Raw genomic sequence first — 24,765 nt, forward strand, 5'->3', positions numbered from 1 at the left:
ACGCATAACAACAAGAAAGGTGCTTCGATGAATTCCAAACTCTGTCTCGCCGCTGCTATCTCGCTCGCCTCCTTACTGCCGCTGGGCGCCAGCGCCGCCGAAAGCAAAGGCAGTGTAGAGGTGGTGCACTGGTGGACCTCTGGCGGTGAAAAAGCAGCGGTCGATGTGCTCAAGGCGCAAGTCGAGAAAGACGGCTTCACCTGGAAGGACGGCGCCGTTGCCGGCGGCGGCGGGGCCACCGCCATGACCGTACTCAAGAGCCGCGCAGTCGCCGGCAACCCACCCGGTGTGGCTCAGATCAAGGGGCCGGACATCCAGGACTGGGCGGCCACCGGCCTGCTCGATGCCGATGTGCTCAAGGACGTGGCCAAGGAAGAAAAGTGGGACTCGCTGCTCGACAAGAAGGTCGCCGATACCGTGAAGTACGACGGTGACTACGTTGCCGTGCCGGTCAACATCCACCGTATCAACTGGCTGTGGATCAACCCCGAAGTCTTCAAGAAAGCCGGCATCGACAAGGCGCCCAGCACCCTCGACGAATTCTATGCCGCTGCCGACAAGCTCAAGGCCGCCGGCTTCATTGCGCTTGCCCATGGCGGCCAGCCTTGGCAGGACAGCACCGTGTTCGAAAACGTGGTCCTGGCAGTGATGGGCGTCGATGGCTACAAGAAGGCCCTGGTCGACCTCGACAGCGCCACCCTGGCTGGCCCGCAAATGGTCAAGGCACTGACCGAGCTGAAAAAGGTGGCCACCTACATGGACCAGGATGGCAAGGGCCAGGACTGGAACCTGGAAGCGGCCAAGGTCATCAACGGCAAGGCCGGCATGCAGATCATGGGTGACTGGGCCAAGAGCGAATGGACCCTGGCGAAGAAAACCGCCGGCAAGGATTACCAGTGCGTCCCATTCCCCGGCACTGACGAGGCCTTCCTGTACAACATCGACTCGCTGGTGGTGTTCAAGCAGAACGACGCCGGAACATCCGCCGGGCAGCAGGACATCGCGCGCAAGGTGCTGGGCGAGGACTTCCAGAAGGTCTTCAGCATCAACAAAGGGTCGATTCCGGTGCGTAACGACATGCTCGGCAACATGGGCAAGTATGGCTTCGACAGCTGCGCGCAAACCTCCGCCAAGGACTTCCTCGCCGACGCCAAGACGGGCGGCCTGCAGCCAAGCATGGCGCACAACATGGCCACCACGCTGGCCGTGCAGGGCGCGTTCTTCGATGTGGTGACCAACTACATCAACGACCCCAAGGCCGACCCGGCCGATGCGGCGAAGAAGCTGGCGGCGGCGATCAAGGCGGCCCAGTAAAGGCTGACGCGGTCCCGTTGTAGGAGCGGCCTTGCGTCGCGATGGGCTGCGCAGCAGCCCCAAACCTGCGCACTCGATCTTTCAGGTAGGTGTCGAACTTGAGTCCTCAGGGCTGCGCAGCAGCCCATCGCGACGCAAGGCCGCTCCTACCCGGAGTGCAGCGCCTTTGAGGTGAACCATGACCACAACTACCGCCCAATTGCGGGCCTCACCCCTGGACGCGCTGCAGCGCTGGCTACCCAAGCTGGTGCTGGCACCAAGCATGTTCATTGTGCTGGTGGGCTTCTACGGCTACATCCTCTGGACGTTCGTGCTGTCCTTCACCACCTCGACCTTCCTGCCCACCTACAAGTGGGCGGGCCTGGCGCAATATGCCCGGCTGTTCGACAACGATCGCTGGTGGGTGGCCAGCAAGAACCTGCTGCTGTTCGGCGGCCTGTTCATCGCCATCAGCCTGGCCATTGGCGTGTTGCTGGCGGTACTGCTGGACCAGCGCATTCGCCGCGAAGGTTTTATCCGGACCATTTACCTGTACCCCATGGCCCTGTCGATGATCGTTACCGGCACCGCCTGGAAGTGGCTGCTCAACCCTGGCATGGGCCTGGACAAGCTGCTGCGCGACTGGGGCTGGGAGGGCTTCCGGCTGGACTGGCTGATCGACCCGGACCGGGTGGTGTACTGCCTGGTGATCGCCGCCGTGTGGCAGGCATCGGGCTTCATCATGGCCATGTTCCTGGCCGGGCTGCGCGGGGTTGACCAATCCATCATCCGCGCTGCGCAGATCGACGGTGCCAGCCTGCCACGCATTTACTGGACAGTGGTGCTGCCCAGCCTGCGCCCGGTGTTTTTCAGTGCGCTGATGATTCTTTCGCACATTGCCATCAAGAGCTTCGACCTGGTGGCGGCGATGACCGCCGGTGGCCCGGGTTACTCATCCGACCTGCCGGCCATGTTCATGTACTCGTTCACCTTCAGCCGCGGCCAGATGGGCATGGGGTCGGCCAGCGCCATCCTCATGCTGGGCGCGATTCTGGCGATCCTCGTGCCTTACCTGTACTCGGAGCTGCGGAGCAAACGCCATGCATAGCGCATCGAATAGCCCTGCCGAAAAACCGGCACTGAGCCTTGGCCGTATCGCCATCCATGGCGTGTTGCTGATCGCTGTGCTGCTGTACCTGGTGCCGCTGGTGGTGATGCTGCTGACCAGCTTCAAAACCCCGGAAGACATCAGCACCGGCAACCTGCTGAGCTGGCCCGCGGTGATCACTGGCATTGGCTGGGTCAAGGCCTGGGGTACCGTCAGCGGTTACTTCTGGAACTCGATCATGATCACCGTGCCGGCGGTGCTGATCTCCACTGCCATCGGCGCGTTGAACGGCTATGTGCTGTCGATGTGGCGCTTCCGCGGGTCGCAGCTGTTCTTCGGGCTGCTGTTGTTCGGCTGCTTCCTGCCATTCCAGACAGTGTTGCTGCCGGCCTCGTTCACCCTCGGCAAGCTCGGCCTGGCCAGCACCACCAGTGGCCTGGTGCTGGTGCACGTGGTCTACGGGCTGGCCTTCACCACCCTGTTCTTCCGCAACTTCTACGTGAGCATCCCGGATGCGCTGGTCAAGGCGGCGCGCCTGGATGGCGCCGGGTTCTTCACCATTTTCCGCCGCATCATCCTGCCGATGTCGACGCCGATCATCATGGTCTGCCTGATCTGGCAGTTCACCCAGATCTGGAACGATTTCCTGTTCGGCGTGGTGTTTTCCAGCGGCGACTCGCAACCGATCACCGTGGCCCTGAACAACCTGGTGAACACCAGCACCGGCGCCAAGGAATACAACGTCGACATGGCGGCTGCGATGATCGCCGGCCTTCCAACCCTGCTGGTCTACGTGGTGGCAGGCAAATATTTCGTGCGCGGGCTGACGGCCGGCGCAGTCAAGGGGTAAGTCATGGCAACGCTCGAACTGCGCAATGTAAACAAGACCTACGGCACCGGCCTGCCCGATACCCTCAAGGACATCCAGCTGTCGATCAGCGACGGCGAGTTCCTGATTTTGGTTGGCCCGTCGGGCTGTGGCAAATCGACCCTGATGAACTGCATCGCCGGCCTGGAGCAGATCACCGGTGGGGCCATTCTCATCGACGGGCAGGACGTCAGTGGCATGAGCCCCAAGGACCGCGACATCGCCATGGTGTTTCAGTCCTATGCGCTGTACCCGACCATGAGCGTGCGCGAAAACATCGAATTTGGCCTGAAAATCCGCAAGCTGCCGCAGGCGGCAATCGATGAAGAGGTGGCTCGGGTGGCCAAGCTGCTGCAGATCGAGCACCTGCTGGCGCGCAAACCGGCGCAGCTGTCGGGCGGCCAGCAGCAGCGCGTGGCCATGGGCCGGGCACTGGCGCGGCGGCCGAAGATCTACCTGTTCGACGAGCCGCTGTCCAACCTGGACGCCAAGCTGCGGGTCGAGATGCGTACCGAAATGAAGCTGATGCACCAGCGCCTGAAGACCACCACCGTGTACGTCACCCATGACCAGATCGAGGCCATGACCCTGGGCGACAAGGTTGCGGTGATGAAAGATGGCATCATCCAGCAGTTCGGTACCCCGCAACAGATCTACAACGACCCGGCCAACCAGTTTGTCGCCAGCTTCATCGGCTCGCCGCCAATGAACTTCATTCCGGCCCGCCTCAAGCAACGGGATGGCCGCCTGCTGGCGCTGCTCGACAGCGGCCAGGCGCGCTGCGAGCTGCCCTTGGGGCTGGCCGCCAATGAACAGGATGGCCGTGAAATCCTGCTGGGCATCCGCCCTGAGCAGATCGCCCTGGGGGCCAGCGAGGGCAACGGCCTGCCGGCCATTCGTGCCGAAGTGCAGGTCACCGAACCCACCGGGCCGGACCTGCTGGTGTTCGTCACCCTCAACCAGACCAAGGTGTGCTGCCGCCTGGCGCCCGATGTGGCCTGCGAGGTTGGCGACAACCTCAACCTGCAACTGGACCCGGCGCGGGTGCTGCTGTTCGACGCCAACAGCGGCGAGCGGCTGCACCTGGCCAGCACTGCCGCAGCCACCAAGGACAACGTGGCTCACTTCAAAGGCCGTTAATTCGTCTACATCATCAATAAGAAAAAGAGGACGCAAAGGGATGGAACAGCGCAAACGTATCAAGACATTGGGGTCGCTGGCATTGCTCGCCGTGGTTGGCAGCGCCAGTGCACAAGCTGCCGAGGCATTTTCCAGCGAATCGAAGTGGATGACCGGGGACTGGGGCGGCACCCGTACCGAGCTGCTGGACAAGGGCTACGATTTCACCCTCGATTACGTGGGCGAAGTGGCCGGTAACCTGCATGGCGGCTACAACGACGACAAAACCGCGCGCTACAGCGACCAGTTCGCCCTTGGCGCGCACTTGGACCTGCAAAAGATCTTCGGCTGGCACGATGCCGAATTCAAGCTGGCGATCACCGAACGTAGCGGCCGTAACCTGTCCAACGACCGCATCAGCGACCCGCGCGCCGGGCAGTTCAGCTCGGTGCAGGAGGTGTGGGGGCGCGGCCAGACCTGGCGCCTGACCCAGATGTGGGTCAAGCAGAAGTACTTCGACGGCGCACTGGATGTGAAAGTCGGCCGCTACGGCCCGGGCGAGGATTTCAACAGCTTCCCGTGCGACTTCCAGAACCTGGCCTTCTGCGGTTCGCAGGTGGGCAACTGGGTAGGCGGCATCTGGTACAACTGGCCGGTCAGCCAGTGGGCGCTGCGGGTGAAGTACAACATCACCCCGGACTTCTTCGTGCAGGTCGGTGCCTTCGAGCAGAACCCCTCCAACCTGGAAACCGGCAACGGCTTCAAACTCAGTGGCAGCGGCACCAAGGGCGCGATCCTGCCGGTGGAGGCGGTGTGGTCACCCAAGGTCAACGGCCTGCCGGGCGAGTACCGCCTGGGCTACTACTACAGCACCGCCAAGGCCGACGATGTCTACGACGACGTCAACGGCAACCCGCAGGGTCTCACCGGCAACGCGTTCAAGTCGCACTCCAGCAAGCATGGCTGGTGGGTGGTGGCGCAGCAGCAGGTCACCGCCCATGCCGGGGATGTGAACCGCGGCCTCAGCCTGTTCGCCAACTTCACCGTGCACGACAAGGCCACCAACGTGGTCGACAACTACCAGCAGGTGGGGTTGGTGTACAAAGGCGCGTTCGACGCCCGGCCCAAGGATGACATCGGCTTTGGCGTGGCACGCATCCATGTGAACGACGACGTGAAGAAGCGTGCCGAGCTGATCAACGCGCAGAACGGCATCGACGATTACGACAACCCAGGCTTCATGCCATTGCAGCGCACCGAGTACAACGCCGAGCTGTACTACGGCTTCCACGTCACCAACTGGTTGACCGTGCGGCCCAACCTGCAGTACATCAAGAGCCCGGGTGGGGTTGACCAGGTGGACAATGCGCTGGTCGCCGGCTTGAAGATTCAGTCGTCATTCTGAGGGCAATTGTTGTAAATTTACGCCAATCCATTTTCGGCGCCCGGCACCCACTGCCCTGCAGTGGGTGTTGGGGATAGGCCGAGACAGCGCTACCTCAAACAAAAAGAGCTCTGACCCATGCCTGAACATCCGCTCCATCGCTTCTTCACCTCGCAGCGGTCGCGGCCGACATTCGAGTGGGAGCGTTACCAGCAGCGCGATGTACTGATCATCGACCACCCCCGTTGCCAGGCGGTATTCAGCCGCCAGGGCGCGCAACTGCTGCATTTTCAGCCGTCGGGCGAGCGGCCTTGGCTGTGGTGCGCCGAGCAGTGGCCGCAAGTGGGGGCGATACGCGGTGGTGTGCCGGTGTGCTGGCCGTGGTATGGCCGCCACCCCAGCGAAGACCTGTGGCCGGCGCATGGCTGGGCGCGGTTGCTGGACTGGAAGCTGGTGGACAGCCGCGAGGACGAGGAGGGCGTAAGCCTGAAGTGGCAATTGGACCTGTGCGACTGGCAGGTCGACCTGCATGCCCGGTTGGGCAGCCGCATGGAGCTGAGCCTGAGCACCGAGCACCAGGACAGCCAACCCTGCCAGTTGAGCCATGCCTTGCTGGCCTACTGGCGTATCAGTCACGTTTCCGAGATAGCGCTGTCTGGGCTGGAGGATATCCAGGGTTATGACCGGCTCAACCGTCAGGCCTGCCGCGAGGGCGGTGCGCTGAAGCTCAAGGGCGGCTGCCAGAAGGTCTACCCGGGCACGCCGCGGGTACAACTTCAGGACCCGGCCTGGCAGCGCGAGCTGTGCATCGACACGGGCGACAGCGACGACACGGTGGTCTGGCACCCGGGCAATCGCCCGTTGATGGGCGTGACCGGGCGGGAATGCCAGGGCTTTGTCTGCGTCGAGGCGGCCAGTGGCAGCGGCGAGGGCCTGAGTCTGGCGCCGGGGCAGCGTGCCCACCTGCGTTTGCAGGCGCACCGGCTCAGTTGAGTTCGTCGTCCTCTATCGGGTAGCGGCTGGCGTTCAGGCTTTCCTTGATCTTGCGCAGGTGCGGCTGGAAATCCACGCCACGGCGCAGGGTCATGCCGGTAGCCAGGACATCGAGCACGGTCAGCTGAATGATGCGCGAGGTCATTGGCATGTAGATGTCGGTGTCTTCGGGCAGCGGGATATGCAGGCTCAGGCTGCAGGCGTTGGCCAGGGGCGAGCCGGCGGCAGTCAGGCCCAGTACCGAGGCACCGTTTTCGCGGGCCAGGCGTGCCACATCGACCAGTTCGCGGGTGCGCCCGGTGTAGGAAATGATCACGAACAGGTCACCGGTGTGGGCCACCGAGGCCAGCATGCGCTGCATCAGCACGTCGGCATGGGCCGATACCGCCAGGTTGAAGCGGAAGAACTTGTGCTGTGCATCGAGGGCCACCGGGGCGGAGGCGCCAAGGCCGAAAAAGTGGATTTGCCGGGCCTGGATCATCATGTCCACGGCACGGCTGACCTGCATCGGGTCCAGTTGCTGGCAGGCACTGTCGAGTGAGGCAATGGCGCTGGCGAAGATTTTCTGAGTATAGGCCGCCGGGTCATCGTCGGCCTCTACTGCGCGGCTGACATAGGCGGCGCCGCTGGCCAGGCTCTGTGCCAGTTGCAGCTTGAGCTCGGGGTAGCCGCTGACGCCGAACGAGCGGCAGAAACGGTTGACGGTCGGCTCGCTGACCTTGGCCGCCTGGGCCAGCGCAGCGATGCTGAAACGGGTGGCTTGTTGCGGGTTGAGCAGGATGACTTCGGCGACTTTGCGTTCGGCCTTGTTCAGCTCGTCGAGGCGTCCCTGGATCTGTTCCAGGAGGTTTCGCACGCGGTCCATGGGTATGTCCTTGGGTCGGGAAGACAGCCGGCTGTGGGAGCAGCAGGCTTTTTGCACGGTCGTCTATCGTACTGTCGGTGCGGTTGGTGTACCACTTGTCTGTAACACTTGTGTGTAATGTTGTGGTTTTTACTACATTTCCCCTTGAAAACCGTATGTGAAAGCGGTATTCCTAGACCAACTTTAGGAAAGAACCAACATCATGGCTGCAATCAGTGTCGAACCTTGCACCTTTGCCCTGTTTGGCGCCCTCGGCGACCTGGCGCTGCGCAAGCTGTTTCCTGCGCTGTACCAACTCGACCGCGCCAATCTGTTGCACCCCGACACCCGTCTGCTGGCGCTGGCGCGTGAGGCCGGCAGTGCGCAGGCGCACCTGGATCACATCGAAGCGCACCTGCGCCGGCATGTGCCCGAGGCCGATATCGAGCCGGCTGCACTGGGGCGCTTCCTCGGCCGGCTGAGCTACCTGCACCTGGACTTCCTGCAGCCTGAAGGCTATCAGGCGCTGGCCGAGCAGTTGCCCGGCGAGTTGCCGTTGATCGCCTACTTTGCCACCGCCGCGGCTGTATACGGGGCCATTTGCGAGAACCTCGACAAGGCCGGCCTGGTGGCGCGCACCCGGGTAGTGCTGGAAAAACCCATTGGCCACGACCTGGAATCGTCACGCCGGGTCAACGACGCTGTCGCCCGGTTCTTCCCGGAAAGCCGGGTCTACCGTATCGACCACTACCTGGGCAAGGAGACCGTGCAGAACCTCATTGCCCTGCGGTTTGCCAACAGCCTGTTCGAAACCCAGTGGAACCAGAATTCCATCTCCCATGTGGAGATCACCGTTGCCGAAAAGGTCGGTATCGAAGGCCGCTGGGGCTACTTCGACAAGGCCGGGCAACTGCGCGACATGATCCAGAACCACCTGCTGCAGCTGCTGTGCCTGATCGCCATGGACCCGCCCAGCGACTTGTCTGCCGATGCCATCCGCGACGAAAAGGTGAAGGTGTTGAAGGCACTTGCACCGATCACGGGCGACGCCCTGAGCACCCGCGTGGTGCGCGGCCAGTACATTGCCGGCTACAGCGACGGCAAGCCGGTACCGGGCTACCTGGAAGAAGACAATGCCAACGCGCAGAGCGATACCGAAACCTTCGTCGCCCTGCGTGCCGACATTCGCAACTGGCGTTGGTCGGGCGTGCCGTTCTACCTGCGTACCGGCAAGCGCATGCCGCAGAAGCTGTCGCAGATTGTTATCCACTTCAAGGAAACCCCGCACTACATCTTCGCCCCGGAACAGCGTTTGCAGGTGGGCAACAAGCTGATCATCCGCCTGCAGCCGGACGAAGGCATTTCGTTGCGGGTGATGACCAAGGAGCAGGGGCTGGACAAGGGCATGCAACTGCGCAGTGGCCCGCTGCAACTGAATTTTTCCGATACCTGGCGCAGTGCGCGGATTCCGGATGCCTACGAGCGGCTATTGCTCGAAGTGATGCGAGGCAACCAGAACCTGTTCGTGCGCAAGGATGAAATCGAGTATGCCTGGAAGTGGTGCGACCAGTTGATCGCCGGCTGGCGTAATGCGGGCGATGCGCCCAAGCCATACGCGGCCGGCTCCTGGGGGCCGATGAGCTCGATTGCACTGATCACACGCGATGGGAGGGCGTGGTATGGGGATATCTGAACTGAAACTGCCAGCGGTCGTGAACGTACACGAGTTGGCAGACGCCGAGGCGCTGGCCGCCACGCAGGCCCACGACGTGGCCGAGCGCCTGCGCGCGGCGGTCGCTGCCAAAGGGCATGCCTGCGTGGTGTTGTCCGGTGGCCGCAGCCCGGTGCCATTTCTGGAAAAACTGGCCAGCGAAGCGCTGGACTGGACCAAGGTCACCGTCAGCCTGGCCGACGAACGCTGGGTGCCGGTAGAGCACGCCGACAGCAATGCGGGCCTGCTGGCCCGTCACCTGTTCCAGGGTAATGCGGCCAAGGCCCGCTTCATTGGCCTGTACCAGCAGGCGGAAAACCTCGACGCCGCCGCACTCATGGCCGACCAGGCGTTGGCCGAGCTGCCGCAGATCGACGTGCTGGTGCTGGGCATGGGGGACGATGGCCATACCGCTTCGCTGTTCCCGGCCAGTCCCAACTTGGAAGCAGGCCTGGACCTGGCTAGCAAACGTCGCTGCCTGCCGTTGCTGGCGCCCAGCGTGCCGCACCAGCGCCTGTCGATGACCCGCGCTTTGCTGGCCAGTGCCGGCTTTACCGCGCTGGCCGTGCAGGGCCAGGGCAAACTCGCCACCCTGCGCGCCGCGCTGGCTGGCAACGACCTTACCGAAATGCCGATTCGCGCTTTTCTTCACGCCCCCCTGGACATCTACTGGTGCCCATGAGCCAAGGATCCACAGTCATGACCACCCTTGAACGCCCACAGTCCAAGCTCTCGATGGCCGACAAAGCCGCGCGGATCGACGCCATTTGCGAAAAGGCGCGCATCCTGCCGGTAATCACCATCGCCCGTGAGGAAGACATCCTGCCGCTGGCTGACGCACTGGCTGCTGGCGGTATCCGTACCCTCGAAGTGACCTTGCGCTCACCGCTTGGGCTGAAGGCCATCGAGGTACTGCGCAAGCAGCGCCCGGACCTCTGCGTGGGCGCCGGCACTGTCCTGGACCGCGGTATGTTCGCCGCCGTTGAAGCCGCAGGTGCGCAATTTGTCGTCACCCCAGGCATTACCCCGGAGCTCCTCCAGGCCGGGGTGGACAGCGAGATCCCGCTGCTGCCAGGCATCAGCACGCCGTCTGAAATCATGCTGGGGTATGCCCTGGGCTACCGTCGCTTCAAGCTGTTCCCCGCGGAAATCAGCGGTGGCGTGGCGGCGATCAAGGCGTTCGGCGGGCCTTTCGGCGATATCCGCTTCTGCCCAACCGGTGGTGTGAACCCGGCCAATGTGCGCAATTACATGGCCTTGCCCAACGTGATGTGTGTAGGGGGCACCTGGATGCTCGACAGCAGCTGGATCAAGAATGGCGATTGGGCGCGGATCGAAGCGTGCAGTGCCGAGGCGATGGCGCTAGTGGACGCCAACTGAATTTGTTGTGTGCTTTACGGCTTATGGGGCGCTTGGTCGGCGCCCCTTTTTTTTGCCTGGCTTTCTTGCAGCGCCGGGCTTATGGATCGAGTTCTCTGCGCGACAGCGCAGCCCTTAGGGCTGTGTGATCTCCCACGGGAATACCGCAGAACTCGAAGCCTGTGCAGTACCCTGTGGGAGATTCTATGGTTCCTGGCAAGGGTAGCCGCAGCATCTTCAGCGCCTGTGAGATCGAGCGCCGCCCGCGCGGCGCATCGCGAGCTGCGCTCGCTCCTTGTATGTTGTGACTGGCCTGGCGGGAGAAGTTATTCTCGTCAGGCTGAAGAAGCACTTCCGGGGAGGCCGATCGCTCCTGAAGGCAGGGTTTGCCCCTGACCTTGTACGTAGAGAGGCCCCCCGCCTCATTGCCCACCACGAAGAGTATCGAGAAGCCGACAAGTCGGACTTCGCATTACAAGGTTGCAGCGGCATGAAGTTCGAGGTCGGGGAACCGGAGGCCATTGTTACCTAATTCGCTTGGGAGAGGGAAGAATGAGTGTCTGGGTTGGCCTCGATATCGGCTCACGGACTTCGGTCGTTGGGGTGCGTAAAGATGGCCGCACTGCCGGTCAGTGGGATATCGCTCAAACCCCTGCCGGTCGCAAGGCTGCGGTGAAAAAGCTGCAGGCGCTCAAGCCTACGTCGATCGTGATGGAGGCGACCGGGATCTATTACCTGGACTTGGCCATTGAGCTGCACGCTGCTGACCTACCTGTTTCCGTGATCAACCCCAAGAGCTTCCACAACTTCGCCAAACTGATGCTGGTGAACAGCAAGACTGACGCAATAGATGCTCAGCTGCTGTCCGAGTACGGGGAGCGTATGACCCCGCGTTTGTGGACACCTCCAAGCACTGTACAGCTTGAACTCAGAGGCCTTGGCCGGCACATCAATCGTTTGGTGGGACACCGTATCAGGGCGAAGAACGAGCTGCATGCATTGCAGGCGACCGCCACGACTGCCTCGATGTTGATCGAGGATCAAGAAGAAGAGATTGCTTCACTAAGTAATCGAATCGAGCGCTTTCGTAAGGCAGGGCGCGAGTTAATCGCCCAATGTCCAAGGCTAACTCGACAGTACGAGCAACTCCTCGCAGGCCCTGGGATTGGAGAGGTCTCGGCGCTGGCCGCCCTGGCTGAGCTGACCACGCTGCCCGAAACGCTCAAGTCCTCTCAGGTCGCTCGTCATGCTGGCCTTGATGTTCGACAGACACAGTCTGGAACAAGCATTGATAAACCTGGTCGGCTCGGCAAAAGCGGGAATGCCTATTTACGGGCAGCCATGTACATGCCTGCGCTGACGGCGGTGCGCTGCGATCCTTATGCGAAGGCTTTTTATGAGTCGCTGATCAGCAGGGGCAAGAAAAAAATGCAAGCGATCGCCGCTGTCATGCGCAAGTACCTGACAGGCATCTGGGCGTGCATGAGCGGAGATGAGCCATTTGATACGGCCAAGCTTTTCAGCTCTGAACACCTCAGAAAAGCTTGACCGCCAACAGAGTATCTACGTTTGTTTCGGGCCAATTATTCCTGTGGGATTTGCGCGCGAACGCCTTGGAGCATGCCTCAAAATCGCGTCGTACGAACAAGGCGGCCGCGCGCATCTGGCACAGGGGTTACTGGCCCGAAACAAACGTAGGAGCGAGCGCAGCTCGCGATGCGCCGCGCGGGCGGCGCTCGCTCTAACAGGCGCTGCATACCTTGTGGCAAACACCTGTCAGCCCTGATGCGATCCCCGTGGGAGCTGGCTTGCCAGCGATAGGCCCAGTACAAGGCCAACAAAAAAGCCCGCATCAAACGATGCGGGCTTTCTCATTCAGCAGGCAGGGCTTAGGCCGCTTTGGCTTCCTGCTGGCTCAGCGAGCGGTTCAGGGCGCTGAACAGTGCCTTGAAGCTGGCGGTGGTGATGTTTTCGTCGATACCCACACCGTGCACCGGGCGGCCACCGGCCACGCGCAACTCGATGTAGGCCGCCGCCTTGGCGTTGGTGCCAGCACCAATCGCGTGCTCGTTGTAGTCCATGATTTCCACGGCAACCGGCAGGCCGGCAACCAGGGCTTCCAGGGCGCCATTGCCCTTGCCGCGCCAGTGCAGGGTGGTTTCGCCTTCGCCGGCGACTTCCACTTCCACGGCGCTGTGGCCGTTTTCTTCCTGCAGGCGGTGGCTGACCAGGGCGTATGGCGCGTTGGCCTGCAGGTATTCCTTGTGCAGCAGGCTGTAGATTTGCTGAGCGGTCATTTCCAGGCCCAAACGGTCGGTTTCACCCTGCACAACCTGGCTGAACTCGATCTGCATGCGGCGCGGCAGGCTGATACCGTACTCCTGCTCGAGCAGGTAGGTGATGCCGCCTTTGCCCGACTGGCTGTTGACGCGGATGACCGCCTCGTAGCTGCGGCCGATATCGGCCGGGTCGATCGGCAGGTACGGCACTTCCCACAGCTCGCCTTCCTGCTGCTTGGCGAAGCCCTTGCGGATGGCGTCCTGGTGCGAGCCGGAGAACGCAGTGTGTACCAGGTCGCCGACATAAGGGTGGCGTGGGTGCACGGGCAGCTGGTTGCACTCTTCGACCACCTTGCGCACGCCGTCGATGTCGGAGAAGTCCAGCAGCGGGTCGATACCTTGGGTGTACAGGTTCAGTGCCAAGGTCACCAGGTCGACGTTACCGGTCCGCTCGCCGTTGCCGAACAGGCAGCCTTCGGCGCGATCGGCGCCGGCCATCAGGCCCAGTTCGGTGGCGGCAATGCCGGTGCCACGGTCGTTGTGGCAGTGCAGGCTGATGATCACGCTGTCGCGGCGGCTGACATTGCGGCAGAACCATTCGATCTGGTCGGCGTAGATGTTCGGCGTGGAGACTTCCACGGTGGCCGGCAGGTTGAGGATGACCTTGTGCTCTGGCGTCGGGTTCCACACCTCGATGACCGCGTCGCACACTTCCTTGGCGAATTCCATTTCGGTCGCGCTGAAGGTTTCTGGCGAGTACTGGAACGTCCAGTGGGTTTCGGGCTGCTGGGCGGCATACTTGACGAACAGCTTGGCGGCATTCACCGCGATGTCTTTCACGCCTTGCTTGTCCTGGTTGAAGACAATGCGGCGGAACGCCGGGGAGGTGGCGTTATACAGGTGGACGATGGCCTTTTTCGCGCCACGCAGCGACTCGAAGGTGCGCGCGATCAGGTCTTCACGGGCTTGGGTGAGCACCTGGATCGTGGTGTCGTCCGGGATGTGGCCGTCTTCGATCAGGGTGCGCACGAAGTCGAAATCGGTCTGCGAGGCAGACGGGAACGCCGCTTCGATTTCCTTCACGCCCACCTGGACCAGGGTCTTCCAGAAGCGCAGTTTCTTCTCCGAATCCATCGGCTCGATCAGCGACTGGTTGCCATCACGCAAGTCGGAGCTGCACCAGATGGGCGCTGCGGTGATGGTCTTCGACGGCCAGGTGCGGTCAGGCAGGTCGATAGTCGGGAAGGCGCGGTATTTTTTCGAAGGGTCTTTGAGCATGGACATGGAAGCAATCCTTTTGTGTGCGGCCGAAATCGGGCCTGCCGAGCGATAACAAGATGAAGAGGCGAGGCGACGCGATTCAGCCTGGTAGTCGTGCGCTGACCAGGCTGAGGCTGCGATGTTGTCGGAGCAGGATGAGGGTGCTGAAGGTTTTCATGCCTTCAAACTTAACCAGTGGGGTGGGGGATGGCAAGCGTTCGGAAAAAATTGAGAGGAATGCTTAAAAAAAGCGTATGAGCGAGATTTTATGGCTGGATTCACCCGTGGGGTTGTTCATTGTTGCGCGGTAGTTTTAGCTGGCGCAACACAGTGGAACCCCGTTGACCTATTCTCGCCTCATCGCCGGCAAGCCAGCTTCCACAGCACTGTCACAGGGCTGGAACGCTGTGGAGGCGGGGGTTGTCGCAAGGCTGGCGCTGTGGTCTCAGGGCTGAAACGCCCCGATGAAAATCGCCGGATCCACCCGCGCGTCGTTCAGGCTCACGTTCCAGTGCATGTGCGGCCCGGTAGCCCGCCCGGTTGAGCCCACGCGCCCGACTACCTCGCCCCGGCGCAGTTGCTGCCCCACCTGCACATCGATCTTCGACATGTGGCAGAACATGCTGATGAAGCCCTGGCCGTGGTCCACGAATACCGTGCGGCCATTGAAGAAGTAATCCCCCACCAGAATCACCTTGCCATTGGCCGGGGTCTTGATGGGCGTACCTGCCGGCACCGCGAAGTCCAGCCCGGCATGCGGGTTGCGTTCCTCGCCATTGAAAAAGCGACGCACGCCGAACTTGCTCGACAACGGGCCGTTGACCGGCTTGTCGAGGATCAGGTTGCTGGGCAGGGTAGGGCTGAAACTGCGGTAGGCCTTGATCTGCTCAGCCAGCTCGCGGTCGATGCGCTTGAGGTCGGCGGGGTTCGGGTTGACCTGGCGGGTGTTCTTCAGGGTAATGCGCTGTTCGGGGTACTTTTTGCTACCCACGCTGAACGGCAGGTTGCGCCCGCCTTGGCTGAGCACGGCAGTACCCGGCTTCTGGGTCAGCGGGATTCCGACAATGGCCAGCCAGTTGTCCTGCTCCTTGACCACCAGCACCGGCTTGCCGTCGAAGCGCGCTTCGGGGGCGCTGGCGGCAGGGCCGAGGTTGACCACCGCCACGCCGCCGGGCACCGGCTTGTTCAGCGCACGCGTGATGTAACTGGCCTGGGCGCCGCCGGCCAGCAGTAACAGGGAAAGGGCGAACAGGGAGGGAAGCAGGCGGGGCATGTGTCAGTCCAGTAGCGAAAGGGTGACCGGAGTCAGGTGATTGTCTTCCACGCGCACCAGCAGCTCGCCCTGGGCCAGGCGTGCCGTAAGGCGTTGGCCGTTGCGGGTCTGTTCGGCGCTGCGAATCGCCTGGCCCTGGTCGTCGAGCAGGATGCTGTAGCCGCGCGCCAGCGTGGCCAGCGGGCTGACCACCTGCAGCGTCTGCAAGTGAGCCTGGAAGCGCTGGCGGCGGTCCTTGAGCAGTTCGCGCATGGCCCGTGGCAGGCGCTCGGCCAGGCTGTCCAGGCGCTGGGCCAGCAGTTTCAGGTTGCGCCCCGGGTGTTGCGCAGCCAGGCGGGTTTCTGCCCGCGCCAGACGCTCACGGCGCTGGTTGAGGCTGAGCAGGAACGCCCGGCGCAGGCGCATGTCCAGGTCGTCCAGGCGCTGGGCCTGCTGGCGCAAGCGCTCGCCTGGGTGGCGCAGGCGCCTGGTGAGCGAGTCCAGGCGCAGGCGGTCATGGCTCAGGCGGTTCTGCATGCGCAGCAACAAGCGCCGCTGCAGCCCCTCCAGGCGTTGGCGAATGCCGCTGCTGTCGGGCGCCAGCAACTCTGCGGCGGCAGACGGAGTGGGGGCGCGCACGTCTGCCACGAAGTCGCTGATGGACACATCGGTCTCATGGCCGACTGCGCTGACAATCGGTGTGACGCAGGCAGCCACGGCGCGGGCCACGGCTTCTTCGTTGAAGCACCACAGGTCTTCCAGCGAGCCTCCACCACGGGCCAGGATCAGCGCATCGAAGCCAAGGCCGTCGGCCAGGCGGATGGCACGCACGATCTGTGCGATGGCCTCGCGGCCCTGTACAGCCGTGGGAATCAGGTTCAGTTCCACCTGCGGGGCGCGGCGGCCGAACACACTGATGATGTCGCGGATCACCGCGCCGGTGGGGGAGGTGATGATACCGATGCGTTGCGGGTGGGCAGGCAAGGGCTTCTTGCGTTCGGCGCTGAACAGCCCTTCGGCACCGAGCTTTTCCTTCAAGGCCTCGAATGCCAGGCGCAGCGCGCCATCCCCCGCCGGCTCGACGGTGTCGAGAATCAGCTGATAATCACCCCGGCCCTCGAACAGCGAAACCTTGCCCCGCACCCGCACCGCCAGGCCATCGCGCAGCGCTTGGCGCACCCGCGTGGCGCTCTGCCGGAACAGGGCGCAGCGTACCTGGGCACCGCTGTCCTTGAGGGTGAAGTACATGTGGCCAGACGCCGGGCGGGCGAGGTTGGAAATCTCGCCTTCCACCCACACGCTGCGGAACACGTCTTCGAGCAGCACGCGGGCGCGGCCGTTGAGTTGGCTGACCGTCAGGACCTCGCGGTCCAGGCCGAGTCGTTCGAAAGGGTCTCTGATCATGGCCGGCATCATACCTTACCGGGCGTTGCGGGCTAGCCGTGATCTTTCATCGCGGCCACGAACTGGCGCACCAATTGCTCTGCATCGCGCCGGCACGCCAGGGCCACGGTACTTTCCCGGCCCCCCTCCAGGGTGACGAAACTGACCGAGGCCGGCGCAATGTCGCGCATGCATTGCGGCAGCAACGCCACGCCAAAACCTGCCTGGATCAGCTGCAGCTGGGTCGTTTTGCGCGACAGCACCTGCGCCGCCTGTGGGAAAAAGCCCGCATCCATGCACAACGAGGCCGCCAGGTAGCTCAGCCCGCCGCGCTCACGGTGCGGAATGGAAATGAAGCGCTCGTCGCGCAACTGCTGCAGCGCCACCTGCGCCACACCGGCCAACGGATGCCCGGCCGCCACCGCAAGCAGCACGGGCTCGCTGAACAGTTCATGCAGCACCACGCCTTCATGCTGGCGCAGCACCGGCAAGCGCAACAGGCCGATATCCAGCCGCCCCGCCGCGATGTCTTCCAGTTGGGCCTCCGAGGACTGCTGGGCGATGTCCAGTGCAACCCCCGGGTTAGCGTGCAGGTAACCGCTCAAACGCGCCAGCAGCGGGCCGGTCAACGGGACGGTGCTGGAGTGGTTCAGGCGCAAGCTGCCTTGCAACCCTTGGCCAATATCGCGGGTCACCCGCTCTGCCTGCGCCAGGTCGGCCAGCAGGCGCCGTGCCCGCTCCAGCAACGCCTGGCCGGCCGGGGTCAGGCGCGGCAGGCGGGCGGTGCGCTCGAACAATGGCGTGCCCAGTTGCTGCTCCAGCTCCTTGATCTGCCGGCTGAGTGCCGACTGCGCGATGAACAGGCGTTCAGCGGCACTGCTGAAGCTGCCGCACTCGGCGATTTCCACGAAGTAACGCAACTGGCGGAGGGACGTCATGTCATGCCTTTTCGAGATGGCTTTGGCGATAAAGCCATATTAGTCGGCATGGCTCTCAGCTGGCTAACCTTTGCCTATGCTCCCTGGAACTGCTGCCATGCTCACTGAACTGTCGCTCACCGGCCTTGACTGGCTGCCCATCCTGCTCGGCGTCGGCGTGGCCTACGTCGTCTTTGGCATTGCCGGTTTCGGTACGGCGCTGGTGGCGGGCCCGGTGCTGATCCATTTCATGCCGTTGTCACGGATCATCCCGCTGCTGGTGTTGCTCGATTTTGTCGCCGCCTTCGGCAACTTGCTGCCTTCGCGCCGTGATGTGGTGCGCGGCGAGTTGCTGCGGCTGTTGCCGTTCATGGCCCTGGGCTGCACGTTGGGCGTGGTGTTCCTGCTGCGTTTGCAGTCTGACGTGCTGTTGCTGTTGATGGGCCTGTTCGTTACGGCCTACGCGCTGTATAGCCTGTCGGTCAGAGTACGGCCGGCGAACCTGTCGGGTTTCTGGGCAGTGCCAATGGGTACGGCAGGCGGGCTGTTCGGGGCGCTGTTCGGCAGCGGCGGTTTTCTTTATGCGCTGTACCTGAGTGCACGCCTGGAACGAAAGGAACAGGTGCACGCCACCCAGAGCGCGCTGATCAGCTGCAGCACGGTGGTGCGCCTGGCATTGTTCCTGGTCGCCGGTGTTTACGCCGACCAGAGCCTGCTCTTGCTGGCTGCATGCCTGCTGCCGGTCATGTTCATCGGCTTGTGGGTCGGCCGTGGGCTGACCCACAGGCTGTCGCGCGAAGCCTTTGTGCGCCTGGTCACCTGGCTGGTGCTGGCCAGCGGCTTGGCGCTGATCGGTCGCTACCTCGGCGCCTGAGCGGTAGAATTGCGCCCTTACCGCAGTTTTGCAGGCTTGTACCGTTCATGAACACCCAGAGCATTATCGTTCCCAAGCTGTCTACCGTGCCGGTGCACGAAGCCCGCGCCCGTGCCATCGTGCGCTGGCTGGTACGCGAGAAAGTGGTCGAGGAGCAGCTGAGCACCTGTGGCCGTACCGGCAACCGCATGGGCCACGCCCTGGCGGCAGGCGCCCGCAAGGTGGCCCTGCGGCCTGAGTTGTTGCCTTTTGGCGAGCAGGCCAACGGCCTGGAAGTGATGCTCAAGCGTTGCATCTATACCCCCACCGAAGGGTTTCTTGAAGAAGCCGGCTGCCCGCAGTGCCGGCGCGAGGTGGGCGAGCCGCTGTTCGAAAGCCTGGAAGAATGGATGCCGGCGGTCAGTGACAACTTCACCTGCCCGCTGTGCGGCTTCGAAGATGACATCAATGGCTTCATTTACCTGCAGCCATGTGCCTTTTCCAACCTGGGGTTCATCTTCAACAACTGGGGCGAGGCCGGGTTTACCCAGGCCTTTCTCGACAGCTTCGCCGACTGGCTCGACCAGCCGGTGACGGTGGTGCAGGTAAAACTGCCACACGGCTGACCGAAGGCCCTTATTTTGCATTGAGCGGCGCGCCGTGCATGAGTATAATGGCGCGCTTCCATTTTTCCCGCCCGGGAGCCCCCGCGATGCTGCGTATCAGCCAAGAAGCCCTGACCTTCGACGATATCCTCCTTGTACCTGGCTATTCCGAGGTACTGCCCAATGAAGTCAGTCTCAAGACCCGTTTGACTCGTGGCATCGAGCTGAACATTCCGCTGGTTTCCGCCGCCATGGATACCGTGACCGAAGCGCGCCTGGCCATTGCCATGGCTCAGGAAGGCGGCATCGGCATCATCCACAAGAACATGACCATCGAGCAGCAGGCCGGCGAAGTTCGCAAGGTCAAGAAGTTCGAGGCTGGCGTGGTCAAGGACCCGATCACCATCGACGCCGACGCTACCGTGCGCGACCTGTTCGAGCTGACCCGCCTGAACAACATCTCCGGCGTGCCAGTGCTGGCCAACGGTGACCTGGTCGGCATCGTCACTTCCCGTGACGTACGCTTCGAAAACCGCCTGGACGCCAAGGTCCGCGACGTGATGACGCCAAAAGAGCGCCTGGTCACGGTGCGCGAAGGCGCCGACAAGAACGAAGTGCGCGAGCTGCTGCACAAGCACCGCCTGGAAAAAGTCCTGATCGTTGACGACAAGTTCAACCTCAAGGGCATGATGACCGTCAAGGACATCGAAAAGGCCAAGGCCTACCCGCTGGCCAGCAAGGACGACCAAGGTCGCCTGCGCGTCGGCGCTGCCGTCGGCACTGGCAAGGACACCGGCGAGCGCGTAGCCGCCCTGGTTGCTGCCGGGGTTGACGTGGTGGTGGTCGACACTGCCCACGGTCACTCCAAAGGTGTGATCGACCGCGTGCGCTGGGTGAAGGAAACCTACCCGCAGGTGCAGGTGATCGGCGGCAACATCGCCACCGGCGCTGCGGCCAAGGCCCTGGCCGAAGCCGGCGCTGACGCGGTCAAGGTCGGTATCGGCCCGGGCTCTATCTGCACCACCCGTATCGTTGCAGGCGTCGGCGTGCCGCAAATCAGCGCCATCGCCAACGTTGCCGCTGCACTGGAAGGCACCGGTGTGCCACTGATCGCCGACGGCGGCATCCGCTTCTCCGGTGACCTGTCCAAGGCCATCGTAGCCGGTGCTTCCTGCGTGATGATGGGTTCGATGTTCGCCGGTACCGAAGAGGCGCCAGGTGAAGTCGAGCTGTTCCAGGGCCGTTCCTACAAAGCCTACCGCGGCATGGGCTCGCTGGGTGCCATGGCACAGGCGCAAGGCTCGTCCGACCGTTACTTCCAGGACTCCTCGGCCGGTGCCGAGAAGCTGGTACCGGAAGGCATCGAAGGCCGTGTGCCGTACAAAGGTGCGCTGGCGGCGATCATCCACCAACTGATGGGCGGCCTGCGTTCGTCCATGGGCTACACCGGCAGCGCAACCATCGAAGAGATGCGCACCAAGCCGGAGTTCGTACGCATCACCGGCGCCGGCATGGCCGAGTCCCACGTGCATGACGTGCAGATCACCAAAGAAGCCCCTAACTACCGCGTAGGTTAAGGCTTCCAGCACTACAAGGATGCGGGGCTGTCACGACAGCCCCGCGTCGTTTCCGATTTCCACTGACGAGATTGAGTCATGGCCCTCGACATTCACGCTCACCGCATCCTGATCCTCGATTTCGGTTCCCAGTACACCCAGCTGATTGCCCGCCGCGTGCGCGAGATCGGCGTGTACTGCGAGCTGCACCCGTTCGACATGGACGATGAAGCGATCCGCGAATTCAACCCGCGCGGCATCATCCTCGCCGGCGGCCCCGAATCGGTCCACGAAGCCAACAGCCCGCGCGCGCCGCAGGCAGTATTCGACCTGAACGTGCCGGTGCTGGGCATCTGCTACGGCATGCAGACCATGGCCGAACAGATGGGCGGCAAGGTCGAAGGTTCCGACCTGCGTGAGTTCGGTTATGCCCGCGTGGACGTGGTCGGTAAGAGCCGCCTGCTCGACGGCATCGAAGATCACATCGACGCTGACGGCGTACTGGGCCTGGACGTGTGGATGAGCCACGGCGACAAAGTCACCCAGATGCCGGGCAATTTCCATGTATTGGCCAGCACCCCAAGCTGCCCGATCGCCGGCATGTTCGACGACACCCGCGGCTACTACGGCGTGCAGTTCCACCCGGAAGTGACCCACACCAAGCAGGGCGGTCGCATCCTGTCCCGCTTCGTGCAGGACATCTGTGGCTGCGAAGCCCTGTGGACCCCGTCCAACATCGTTGAAGACGCCATCGCCCAGGTGCGTGCACAAGTGGGTTCGGCCAACGTCCTGCTGGGCCTGTCTGGCGGCGTCGACAGCTCGGTGGTTGCCGCGCTGCTGCACCGCGCCATCGGCGACCAGCTGACCTGCGTATTTGTCGACAACGGCCTGCTGCGCCTGCACGAAGGTGACCAGGTGATGGCCATGTTCAAGGAGAACATGGGCGTCAAGGTCATTCGCGCCGACGCTGAAAAGCAGTTCCTCGACAACCTGGAAGGCGAAGCCGACCCGGAGAAGAAGCGCAAGATCATCGGCCGCACCTTCATCGACGTGTTCGATGCCGAGGCCAGCAAGCTGGAAAACATCCAGTTCCTTGCCCAGGGCACCATCTACCCGGACGTGATCGAGTCGGCTGGCGCCAAGAGCGGCAAGGCCCACGTGATCAAGTCGCACCACAACGTCGGTGGCCTGCCGGAGGAAATGAACCTCAAGCTGGTCGAGCCGCTGCGTGAACTGTTCAAGGACGAAGTGCGCAAGATCGGCCTGGAGCTGGGCCTGCCGTACGACATGGTCTACCGCCACCCGTTCCCGGGCCCGGGCCTGGGTGTGCGTATCCTTGGTGAAGTGAAGAAGGAATACGCCGACATCCTGCGTCGTGCCGACCACATCTTCATCGAAGAGCTGCGCAAAGCCGACTGGTACCACAAGACCAGCCAGGCCTTCGTGGTGTTCCAGCCGGTCAAGTCGGTCGGCGTCGTCGGCGACGGCCGTCGCTACGCCTGGGTCGTGGCCCTGCGTGCCGTCGAGACCGTGGACTTCATGACCGCGCGTTGGGCACACCTGCCGTACGAGCTGCTGGAAACCGTCAGCGGCCGTATCATCAATGAAATCGACGGCATCTCGCGCGTGACCTATGACGTGTCGAGCAAGCCGCCGGCGACGATTGAGTGGGAATGATGCCTCTCTGGCGTTGAACGAAAAGGGCCGCATTGCAGGCCCTTTTCTTTTGCCTGGGAAAACCTGCTATTCGCTGCCAGGCGGGTGGCCGAAATAGGCCTTGTAGGCATGGCAGAAATTGGCAGGGTTGGCATAACCGACCTGGTAGGCCACCTGCGACACCTGCCAGCGCCTTTCCAGCAGCAGGGTGCGGGCCTGCTCCAGGCGGTGCTGGCGCACGTACTGCAGCATTGGCCGGCCGAATTCGTCGCGGAACGCCCGGCGCAAGGTGGTCTCGCCCACGCCCAGTTGGCGTGCAAGGCTGGCGGCGGTGGGTGGGGTGGCCAATTGGGTGTCGAGCAGGCGCCGCGCTTCGATGGCCAGGTCGCGCAGCCCGCGGTCCGGGTTTTTCGTGCCTTGTACAGGGCCGATCAAGTGGCGCGCCAGCTCCAGCACCACGGCCACGCTCAGGCTTTCGCAATGCAGGCGCCGTAGCCCACCGGTATAGGGTGACAGGTACAGCTGCTGCAGCAAGCGGCTGACGGCGGGGCATTGGGGGAGTTGATCGAAGCGCATGCCGTCTGCGGTCAAGGCCAGCAGGGGTAGCAATTGCGCATCGTCCCGCGCCAGCTCATGCAGGTAGTCGCCGGCAATGCGCACGCCAGCCATGCGCGCATGGCTGTCTGCAGGCAACTGGTCCTGCGCTTCCAGGCTTTCGCCCAGGCCCAGCAGGTGCAAGTGGCCGGGGGCGTAATGGTTGAGCGTGCCGTCGACCTTGTGCTGCCAGGCACCGTCGAACACGTGGACGATGCACAGGCTTTGCGGCAGCAGTTTGTCGATTTGCAACGGTTCGGGAAACTGTAGGTTGCAATCGAAGTACTGCAGCCCCGCGTGCACGGTCTGCGCCCGATAATGCCCGGTTGCACGCCCCATGATCTGCGCCTTGCCGCTGTCCAACACGCCGGCGTCGGCGAGCGAGCCGGGGCTGTCGAAGGAAAAGGAGGTGTCCAGGTAGGGGCTGGTCGATCGCATGGGCGCTACGTCCTTGGTTGGCGGCGACATGAGCGTAAATGGTAACGCGCGCACATTTTTGGCAACAGCCATTGTGCGCGGCGGCCCATCTTTTGTGCGAACCGGCCACAGGGGTTGGCAGTGCCGGCGTAGCTGTCTTCAATGATCGATCGTTTCGCATCATGGTGGAAAAAATGTTCGCTTATCGTAAATGGGCTGCCTTGCTGGTGGCATCGCTCACGCTTTGGCTAGGCCAGGCACATGCCGAACAACGGCCTGCAGTAGCCGAACAGGTCAAGGCCTATATGGGCACCGAGGGCGTCAAGGTATGGACGCTGCGCATTGGCGAGCGGGCCGCCAATGAGGCGCTGGTCCAGGTCGAAGGCGTCGATCACGACTGGAACATGCGCATTCAGAAAATGCAGGTCGAGAAAACCGCCAAGGACACCCGCTACTGGACGACGGTCGATGGCAACAAGTTTGTCGTGTTGATCGTGCAGGGCGGCTGGGGCGGCGAGCTCTACCTGCCGGGTGAGCCGCAACCTTTGCCGGTTGGCTACTCCGAGGGGCTGTCGCGCCAAGGTGATGCGCAGGCTTTTCTGACCGATTATCTGGCCAAGCAGCGGTGAACGGGGAGCACATCTGATCATGGCTAAACCCGACGATCCGCTGGCCGACCTTTCCGGCGCGCTTGGCGAAGACTATGAGCAAGCCCGTGCCGCCCAGCGCGAGCGGGTGGTTGCCGAACTCAAACAGGTAATCGAGCGCGTCCCGGAGCAAAGCGAATTCACCAACTCCCGGCGTTACAAGGTCTGGGGGCCGATACTGCTGGTGGGCGCCCTGATTCTGCTGGTCGCCACGTTCAACCCGCAACGCCTGGGCGCGGTCGCACTGGTGCTGTTCGTGGTGTGCATGGCGGCCGCGGTGACCTGGCAGCACCGCAACGCGGGCACGCAGGTGTTCATGCGCCTGACTCGCCGACAGCTGTTCGTCGATACCCTGGACGCCCCTGTCGACATGGCTGAAGTCGAGGACATCGCGGTAAAGGACGAAGGCCTGGTCATGGTGCAGACGCTGGAGATGAGCAGCGAAGCTGTGCTGCCTAAGCATCGCGTGGTCAAGCTGCAGTTTTTCGGAAACCAGGCGATGGCCCTGAAAAAGCCGCGACCGCAGATTCGCATCATGTCTGCCGGCCTGGCCTTGAAGGGTCGCAAGCTGGGGAACGACGAAGTGCTCGAGCTGTTGGCGGCCTACCGCAATTCGGCCCATGCACAACGGCAACTGGAGTTGATGCAGGTAGATGTATAGCGGGGC

Annotated in this window: 22 protein-coding genes; 16 read left to right on the plus strand and 6 right to left on the minus strand. The window is 62.9% G+C overall.

Features of this window, described 5'->3' with window-relative positions:
- The first annotated feature begins 27 nt into the window (after positions 1 to 27).
- From AACG97_RS05380 to AACG97_RS05405, 6 genes are all read left to right on the plus strand, one after another.
- A complete protein-coding gene (locus tag AACG97_RS05380) occupies positions 28 to 1,314 on the plus strand; it encodes an ABC transporter substrate-binding protein (protein WP_054890320.1) in 1,287 nt (428 codons plus the stop codon).
- Positions 1,315 to 1,492: 178 nt separating this feature from the next.
- The gene (locus tag AACG97_RS05385; RefSeq protein ID WP_009683405.1) at positions 1,493 to 2,401 is read left to right on the plus strand and encodes a carbohydrate ABC transporter permease; all 909 of its coding nucleotides are present in this window, start codon (positions 1,493 to 1,495) and stop codon (positions 2,399 to 2,401) included.
- Complete coding sequence (locus tag AACG97_RS05390; protein WP_009683406.1) at positions 2,394 to 3,251, plus strand: carbohydrate ABC transporter permease; 858 nt, start codon at positions 2,394 to 2,396, stop codon at positions 3,249 to 3,251. The genes AACG97_RS05385 and AACG97_RS05390 overlap by 8 nt, the downstream gene beginning before the upstream one ends.
- A 3-nt stretch (positions 3,252 to 3,254) precedes the next feature.
- Positions 3,255 to 4,409: an ABC transporter ATP-binding protein gene (locus AACG97_RS05395; protein WP_047150078.1), complete on the plus strand. Its 1,155-nt coding sequence runs from the start codon at positions 3,255 to 3,257 to the stop codon at positions 4,407 to 4,409.
- A 40-nt stretch (positions 4,410 to 4,449) separates the two neighbouring features.
- Positions 4,450 to 5,793: a carbohydrate porin gene (locus AACG97_RS05400; RefSeq protein WP_054890317.1), complete on the plus strand. Its 1,344-nt coding sequence runs from the start codon at positions 4,450 to 4,452 to the stop codon at positions 5,791 to 5,793.
- A gap of 117 nt (positions 5,794 to 5,910) precedes the next feature.
- Positions 5,911 to 6,765: a D-hexose-6-phosphate mutarotase gene (locus tag AACG97_RS05405; protein WP_115293440.1), complete on the plus strand. Its 855-nt coding sequence runs from the start codon at positions 5,911 to 5,913 to the stop codon at positions 6,763 to 6,765.
- Here AACG97_RS05405 and hexR read toward each other — a convergent pair.
- On the minus strand, positions 6,758 to 7,621 hold the full coding sequence (gene hexR, locus AACG97_RS05410; protein WP_172828429.1) for a DNA-binding transcriptional regulator HexR: 864 nt from the start codon (positions 7,619 to 7,621) through the stop codon (positions 6,758 to 6,760). The two genes, AACG97_RS05405 and hexR, sit on opposite strands and share 8 nt — an antisense overlap.
- A gap of 211 nt (positions 7,622 to 7,832) precedes the next feature.
- Here hexR and zwf point away from each other — a divergent pair, with 211 nt between their 5' ends.
- The 4 genes from zwf (at position 7,833) to AACG97_RS05430 (ending at position 12,227) form a co-directional block, all read left to right on the plus strand.
- The gene (gene zwf / locus AACG97_RS05415; protein WP_115293441.1) at positions 7,833 to 9,302 is read left to right on the plus strand and encodes a glucose-6-phosphate dehydrogenase; all 1,470 of its coding nucleotides are present in this window, start codon (positions 7,833 to 7,835) and stop codon (positions 9,300 to 9,302) included.
- A complete protein-coding gene (gene pgl, locus AACG97_RS05420; protein ID WP_054890315.1) occupies positions 9,289 to 10,002 on the plus strand; it encodes a 6-phosphogluconolactonase in 714 nt (237 codons plus the stop codon). The genes zwf and pgl overlap by 14 nt, the downstream gene beginning before the upstream one ends.
- A gap of 17 nt (positions 10,003 to 10,019) precedes the next feature.
- Positions 10,020 to 10,700: a bifunctional 4-hydroxy-2-oxoglutarate aldolase/2-dehydro-3-deoxy-phosphogluconate aldolase gene (locus tag AACG97_RS05425; RefSeq protein WP_182366766.1), complete on the plus strand. Its 681-nt coding sequence runs from the start codon at positions 10,020 to 10,022 to the stop codon at positions 10,698 to 10,700.
- Between the two features lie 531 nt (positions 10,701 to 11,231).
- A complete protein-coding gene (locus AACG97_RS05430; protein ID WP_029887815.1) occupies positions 11,232 to 12,227 on the plus strand; it encodes an IS110 family transposase in 996 nt (331 codons plus the stop codon).
- 341 nt (positions 12,228 to 12,568) lie between these two features.
- On the opposite strand, the gene leuA is transcribed toward AACG97_RS05430, so the two are convergent.
- The 4 genes from leuA to AACG97_RS05450 form a co-directional block, all read right to left on the minus strand.
- Entirely contained in the window at positions 12,569 to 14,242 is a 1,674-nt protein-coding gene (gene leuA, locus AACG97_RS05435) for a 2-isopropylmalate synthase (protein WP_009683414.1), read from the minus strand.
- A 421-nt stretch (positions 14,243 to 14,663) separates the two neighbouring features.
- Positions 14,664 to 15,491, minus strand: a complete 828-nt coding sequence (locus AACG97_RS05440; protein WP_054890226.1) for a M23 family metallopeptidase — start codon at positions 15,489 to 15,491, stop codon at positions 14,664 to 14,666.
- A gap of 3 nt (positions 15,492 to 15,494) precedes the next feature.
- Positions 15,495 to 16,874: an exodeoxyribonuclease VII large subunit gene (gene xseA / locus AACG97_RS05445; RefSeq protein ID WP_054890230.1), complete on the minus strand. Its 1,380-nt coding sequence runs from the start codon at positions 16,872 to 16,874 to the stop codon at positions 15,495 to 15,497.
- A 32-nt stretch (positions 16,875 to 16,906) separates the two neighbouring features.
- Positions 16,907 to 17,791, minus strand: a complete 885-nt coding sequence (locus AACG97_RS05450; protein WP_144187616.1) for a LysR family transcriptional regulator — start codon at positions 17,789 to 17,791, stop codon at positions 16,907 to 16,909.
- Between the two features lie 97 nt (positions 17,792 to 17,888).
- Between AACG97_RS05450 and AACG97_RS05455 the strand changes: the two genes are divergently transcribed.
- From AACG97_RS05455 to guaA, 4 genes are all read left to right on the plus strand, one after another.
- Positions 17,889 to 18,644 (plus strand): sulfite exporter TauE/SafE family protein, encoded by a 756-nt coding sequence (locus AACG97_RS05455; RefSeq protein WP_054890224.1) that lies wholly within the window; start codon positions 17,889 to 17,891, stop codon positions 18,642 to 18,644.
- Positions 18,645 to 18,691: 47 nt separating this feature from the next.
- Complete coding sequence (locus tag AACG97_RS05460) at positions 18,692 to 19,249, plus strand: hypothetical protein (RefSeq protein WP_054890223.1); 558 nt, start codon at positions 18,692 to 18,694, stop codon at positions 19,247 to 19,249.
- 86 nt (positions 19,250 to 19,335) lie between these two features.
- On the plus strand, positions 19,336 to 20,805 hold the full coding sequence (guaB, locus tag AACG97_RS05465) for an IMP dehydrogenase (protein ID WP_003255025.1): 1,470 nt from the start codon (positions 19,336 to 19,338) through the stop codon (positions 20,803 to 20,805).
- A 78-nt stretch (positions 20,806 to 20,883) separates the two neighbouring features.
- Complete coding sequence (gene guaA, locus AACG97_RS05470) at positions 20,884 to 22,461, plus strand: glutamine-hydrolyzing GMP synthase (protein WP_009683420.1); 1,578 nt, start codon at positions 20,884 to 20,886, stop codon at positions 22,459 to 22,461.
- Positions 22,462 to 22,527: 66 nt separating this feature from the next.
- Here guaA and AACG97_RS05475 read toward each other — a convergent pair whose 3' ends face one another.
- Positions 22,528 to 23,472, minus strand: coding sequence for a helix-turn-helix transcriptional regulator (locus AACG97_RS05475; protein ID WP_144187618.1), 945 nt, complete (start codon positions 23,470 to 23,472; stop codon positions 22,528 to 22,530).
- Between the two features lie 173 nt (positions 23,473 to 23,645).
- On the opposite strand from AACG97_RS05475, the gene AACG97_RS05480 reads away from it, so the two are divergent.
- Complete coding sequence (locus AACG97_RS05480) at positions 23,646 to 24,080, plus strand: hypothetical protein (protein WP_144187620.1); 435 nt, start codon at positions 23,646 to 23,648, stop codon at positions 24,078 to 24,080.
- Between the two features lie 19 nt (positions 24,081 to 24,099).
- Positions 24,100 to 24,759 (plus strand): hypothetical protein, encoded by a 660-nt coding sequence (locus AACG97_RS05485; protein WP_144187622.1) that lies wholly within the window; start codon positions 24,100 to 24,102, stop codon positions 24,757 to 24,759.
- Positions 24,760 to 24,765: the final 6 nt, after the last annotated feature.

The organism is Pseudomonas sp. Nvir (assembly GCF_963778085.1).
Classification (GTDB): domain Bacteria; phylum Pseudomonadota; class Gammaproteobacteria; order Pseudomonadales; family Pseudomonadaceae; genus Aquipseudomonas; species Aquipseudomonas juntendi.

Bases quoted from the DNA above. Each gene is read 5' to 3' on its own strand.
- AACG97_RS05380 (WP_054890320.1), top strand. From the start codon at position 28: ATGAATTCCAAACTCTGTCTCGCCGCTGCTATCTCGCTCGCCTCCTTA.
- AACG97_RS05385 (WP_009683405.1), top strand. From the start codon at position 1,493: ATGACCACAACTACCGCCCAATTGCGGGCCTCACCCCTGGACGCGCTG.
- AACG97_RS05390 (WP_009683406.1), top strand. From the start codon at position 2,394: ATGCATAGCGCATCGAATAGCCCTGCCGAAAAACCGGCACTGAGCCTT.
- AACG97_RS05395 (WP_047150078.1), top strand. From the start codon at position 3,255: ATGGCAACGCTCGAACTGCGCAATGTAAACAAGACCTACGGCACCGGC.
- AACG97_RS05400 (WP_054890317.1), top strand. From the start codon at position 4,450: ATGGAACAGCGCAAACGTATCAAGACATTGGGGTCGCTGGCATTGCTC.
- AACG97_RS05405 (WP_115293440.1), top strand. From the start codon at position 5,911: ATGCCTGAACATCCGCTCCATCGCTTCTTCACCTCGCAGCGGTCGCGG.
- zwf (WP_115293441.1), top strand. From the start codon at position 7,833: ATGGCTGCAATCAGTGTCGAACCTTGCACCTTTGCCCTGTTTGGCGCC.
- pgl (WP_054890315.1), top strand. From the start codon at position 9,289: ATGGGGATATCTGAACTGAAACTGCCAGCGGTCGTGAACGTACACGAG.
- AACG97_RS05425 (WP_182366766.1), top strand. From the start codon at position 10,020: ATGACCACCCTTGAACGCCCACAGTCCAAGCTCTCGATGGCCGACAAA.
- AACG97_RS05430 (WP_029887815.1), top strand. From the start codon at position 11,232: ATGAGTGTCTGGGTTGGCCTCGATATCGGCTCACGGACTTCGGTCGTT.
- leuA (WP_009683414.1), bottom strand. From the start codon at position 14,242: ATGTCCATGCTCAAAGACCCTTCGAAAAAATACCGCGCCTTCCCGACT.
- AACG97_RS05440 (WP_054890226.1), bottom strand. From the start codon at position 15,491: ATGCCCCGCCTGCTTCCCTCCCTGTTCGCCCTTTCCCTGTTACTGCTG.
- xseA (WP_054890230.1), bottom strand. From the start codon at position 16,874: ATGATCAGAGACCCTTTCGAACGACTCGGCCTGGACCGCGAGGTCCTG.
- AACG97_RS05450 (WP_144187616.1), bottom strand. From the start codon at position 17,791: ATGACGTCCCTCCGCCAGTTGCGTTACTTCGTGGAAATCGCCGAGTGC.
- AACG97_RS05455 (WP_054890224.1), top strand. From the start codon at position 17,889: ATGCTCACTGAACTGTCGCTCACCGGCCTTGACTGGCTGCCCATCCTG.
- AACG97_RS05460 (WP_054890223.1), top strand. From the start codon at position 18,692: ATGAACACCCAGAGCATTATCGTTCCCAAGCTGTCTACCGTGCCGGTG.
- guaB (WP_003255025.1), top strand. From the start codon at position 19,336: ATGCTGCGTATCAGCCAAGAAGCCCTGACCTTCGACGATATCCTCCTT.
- guaA (WP_009683420.1), top strand. From the start codon at position 20,884: ATGGCCCTCGACATTCACGCTCACCGCATCCTGATCCTCGATTTCGGT.
- AACG97_RS05475 (WP_144187618.1), bottom strand. From the start codon at position 23,472: ATGCGATCGACCAGCCCCTACCTGGACACCTCCTTTTCCTTCGACAGC.
- AACG97_RS05480 (WP_144187620.1), top strand. From the start codon at position 23,646: ATGTTCGCTTATCGTAAATGGGCTGCCTTGCTGGTGGCATCGCTCACG.
- AACG97_RS05485 (WP_144187622.1), top strand. From the start codon at position 24,100: ATGGCTAAACCCGACGATCCGCTGGCCGACCTTTCCGGCGCGCTTGGC.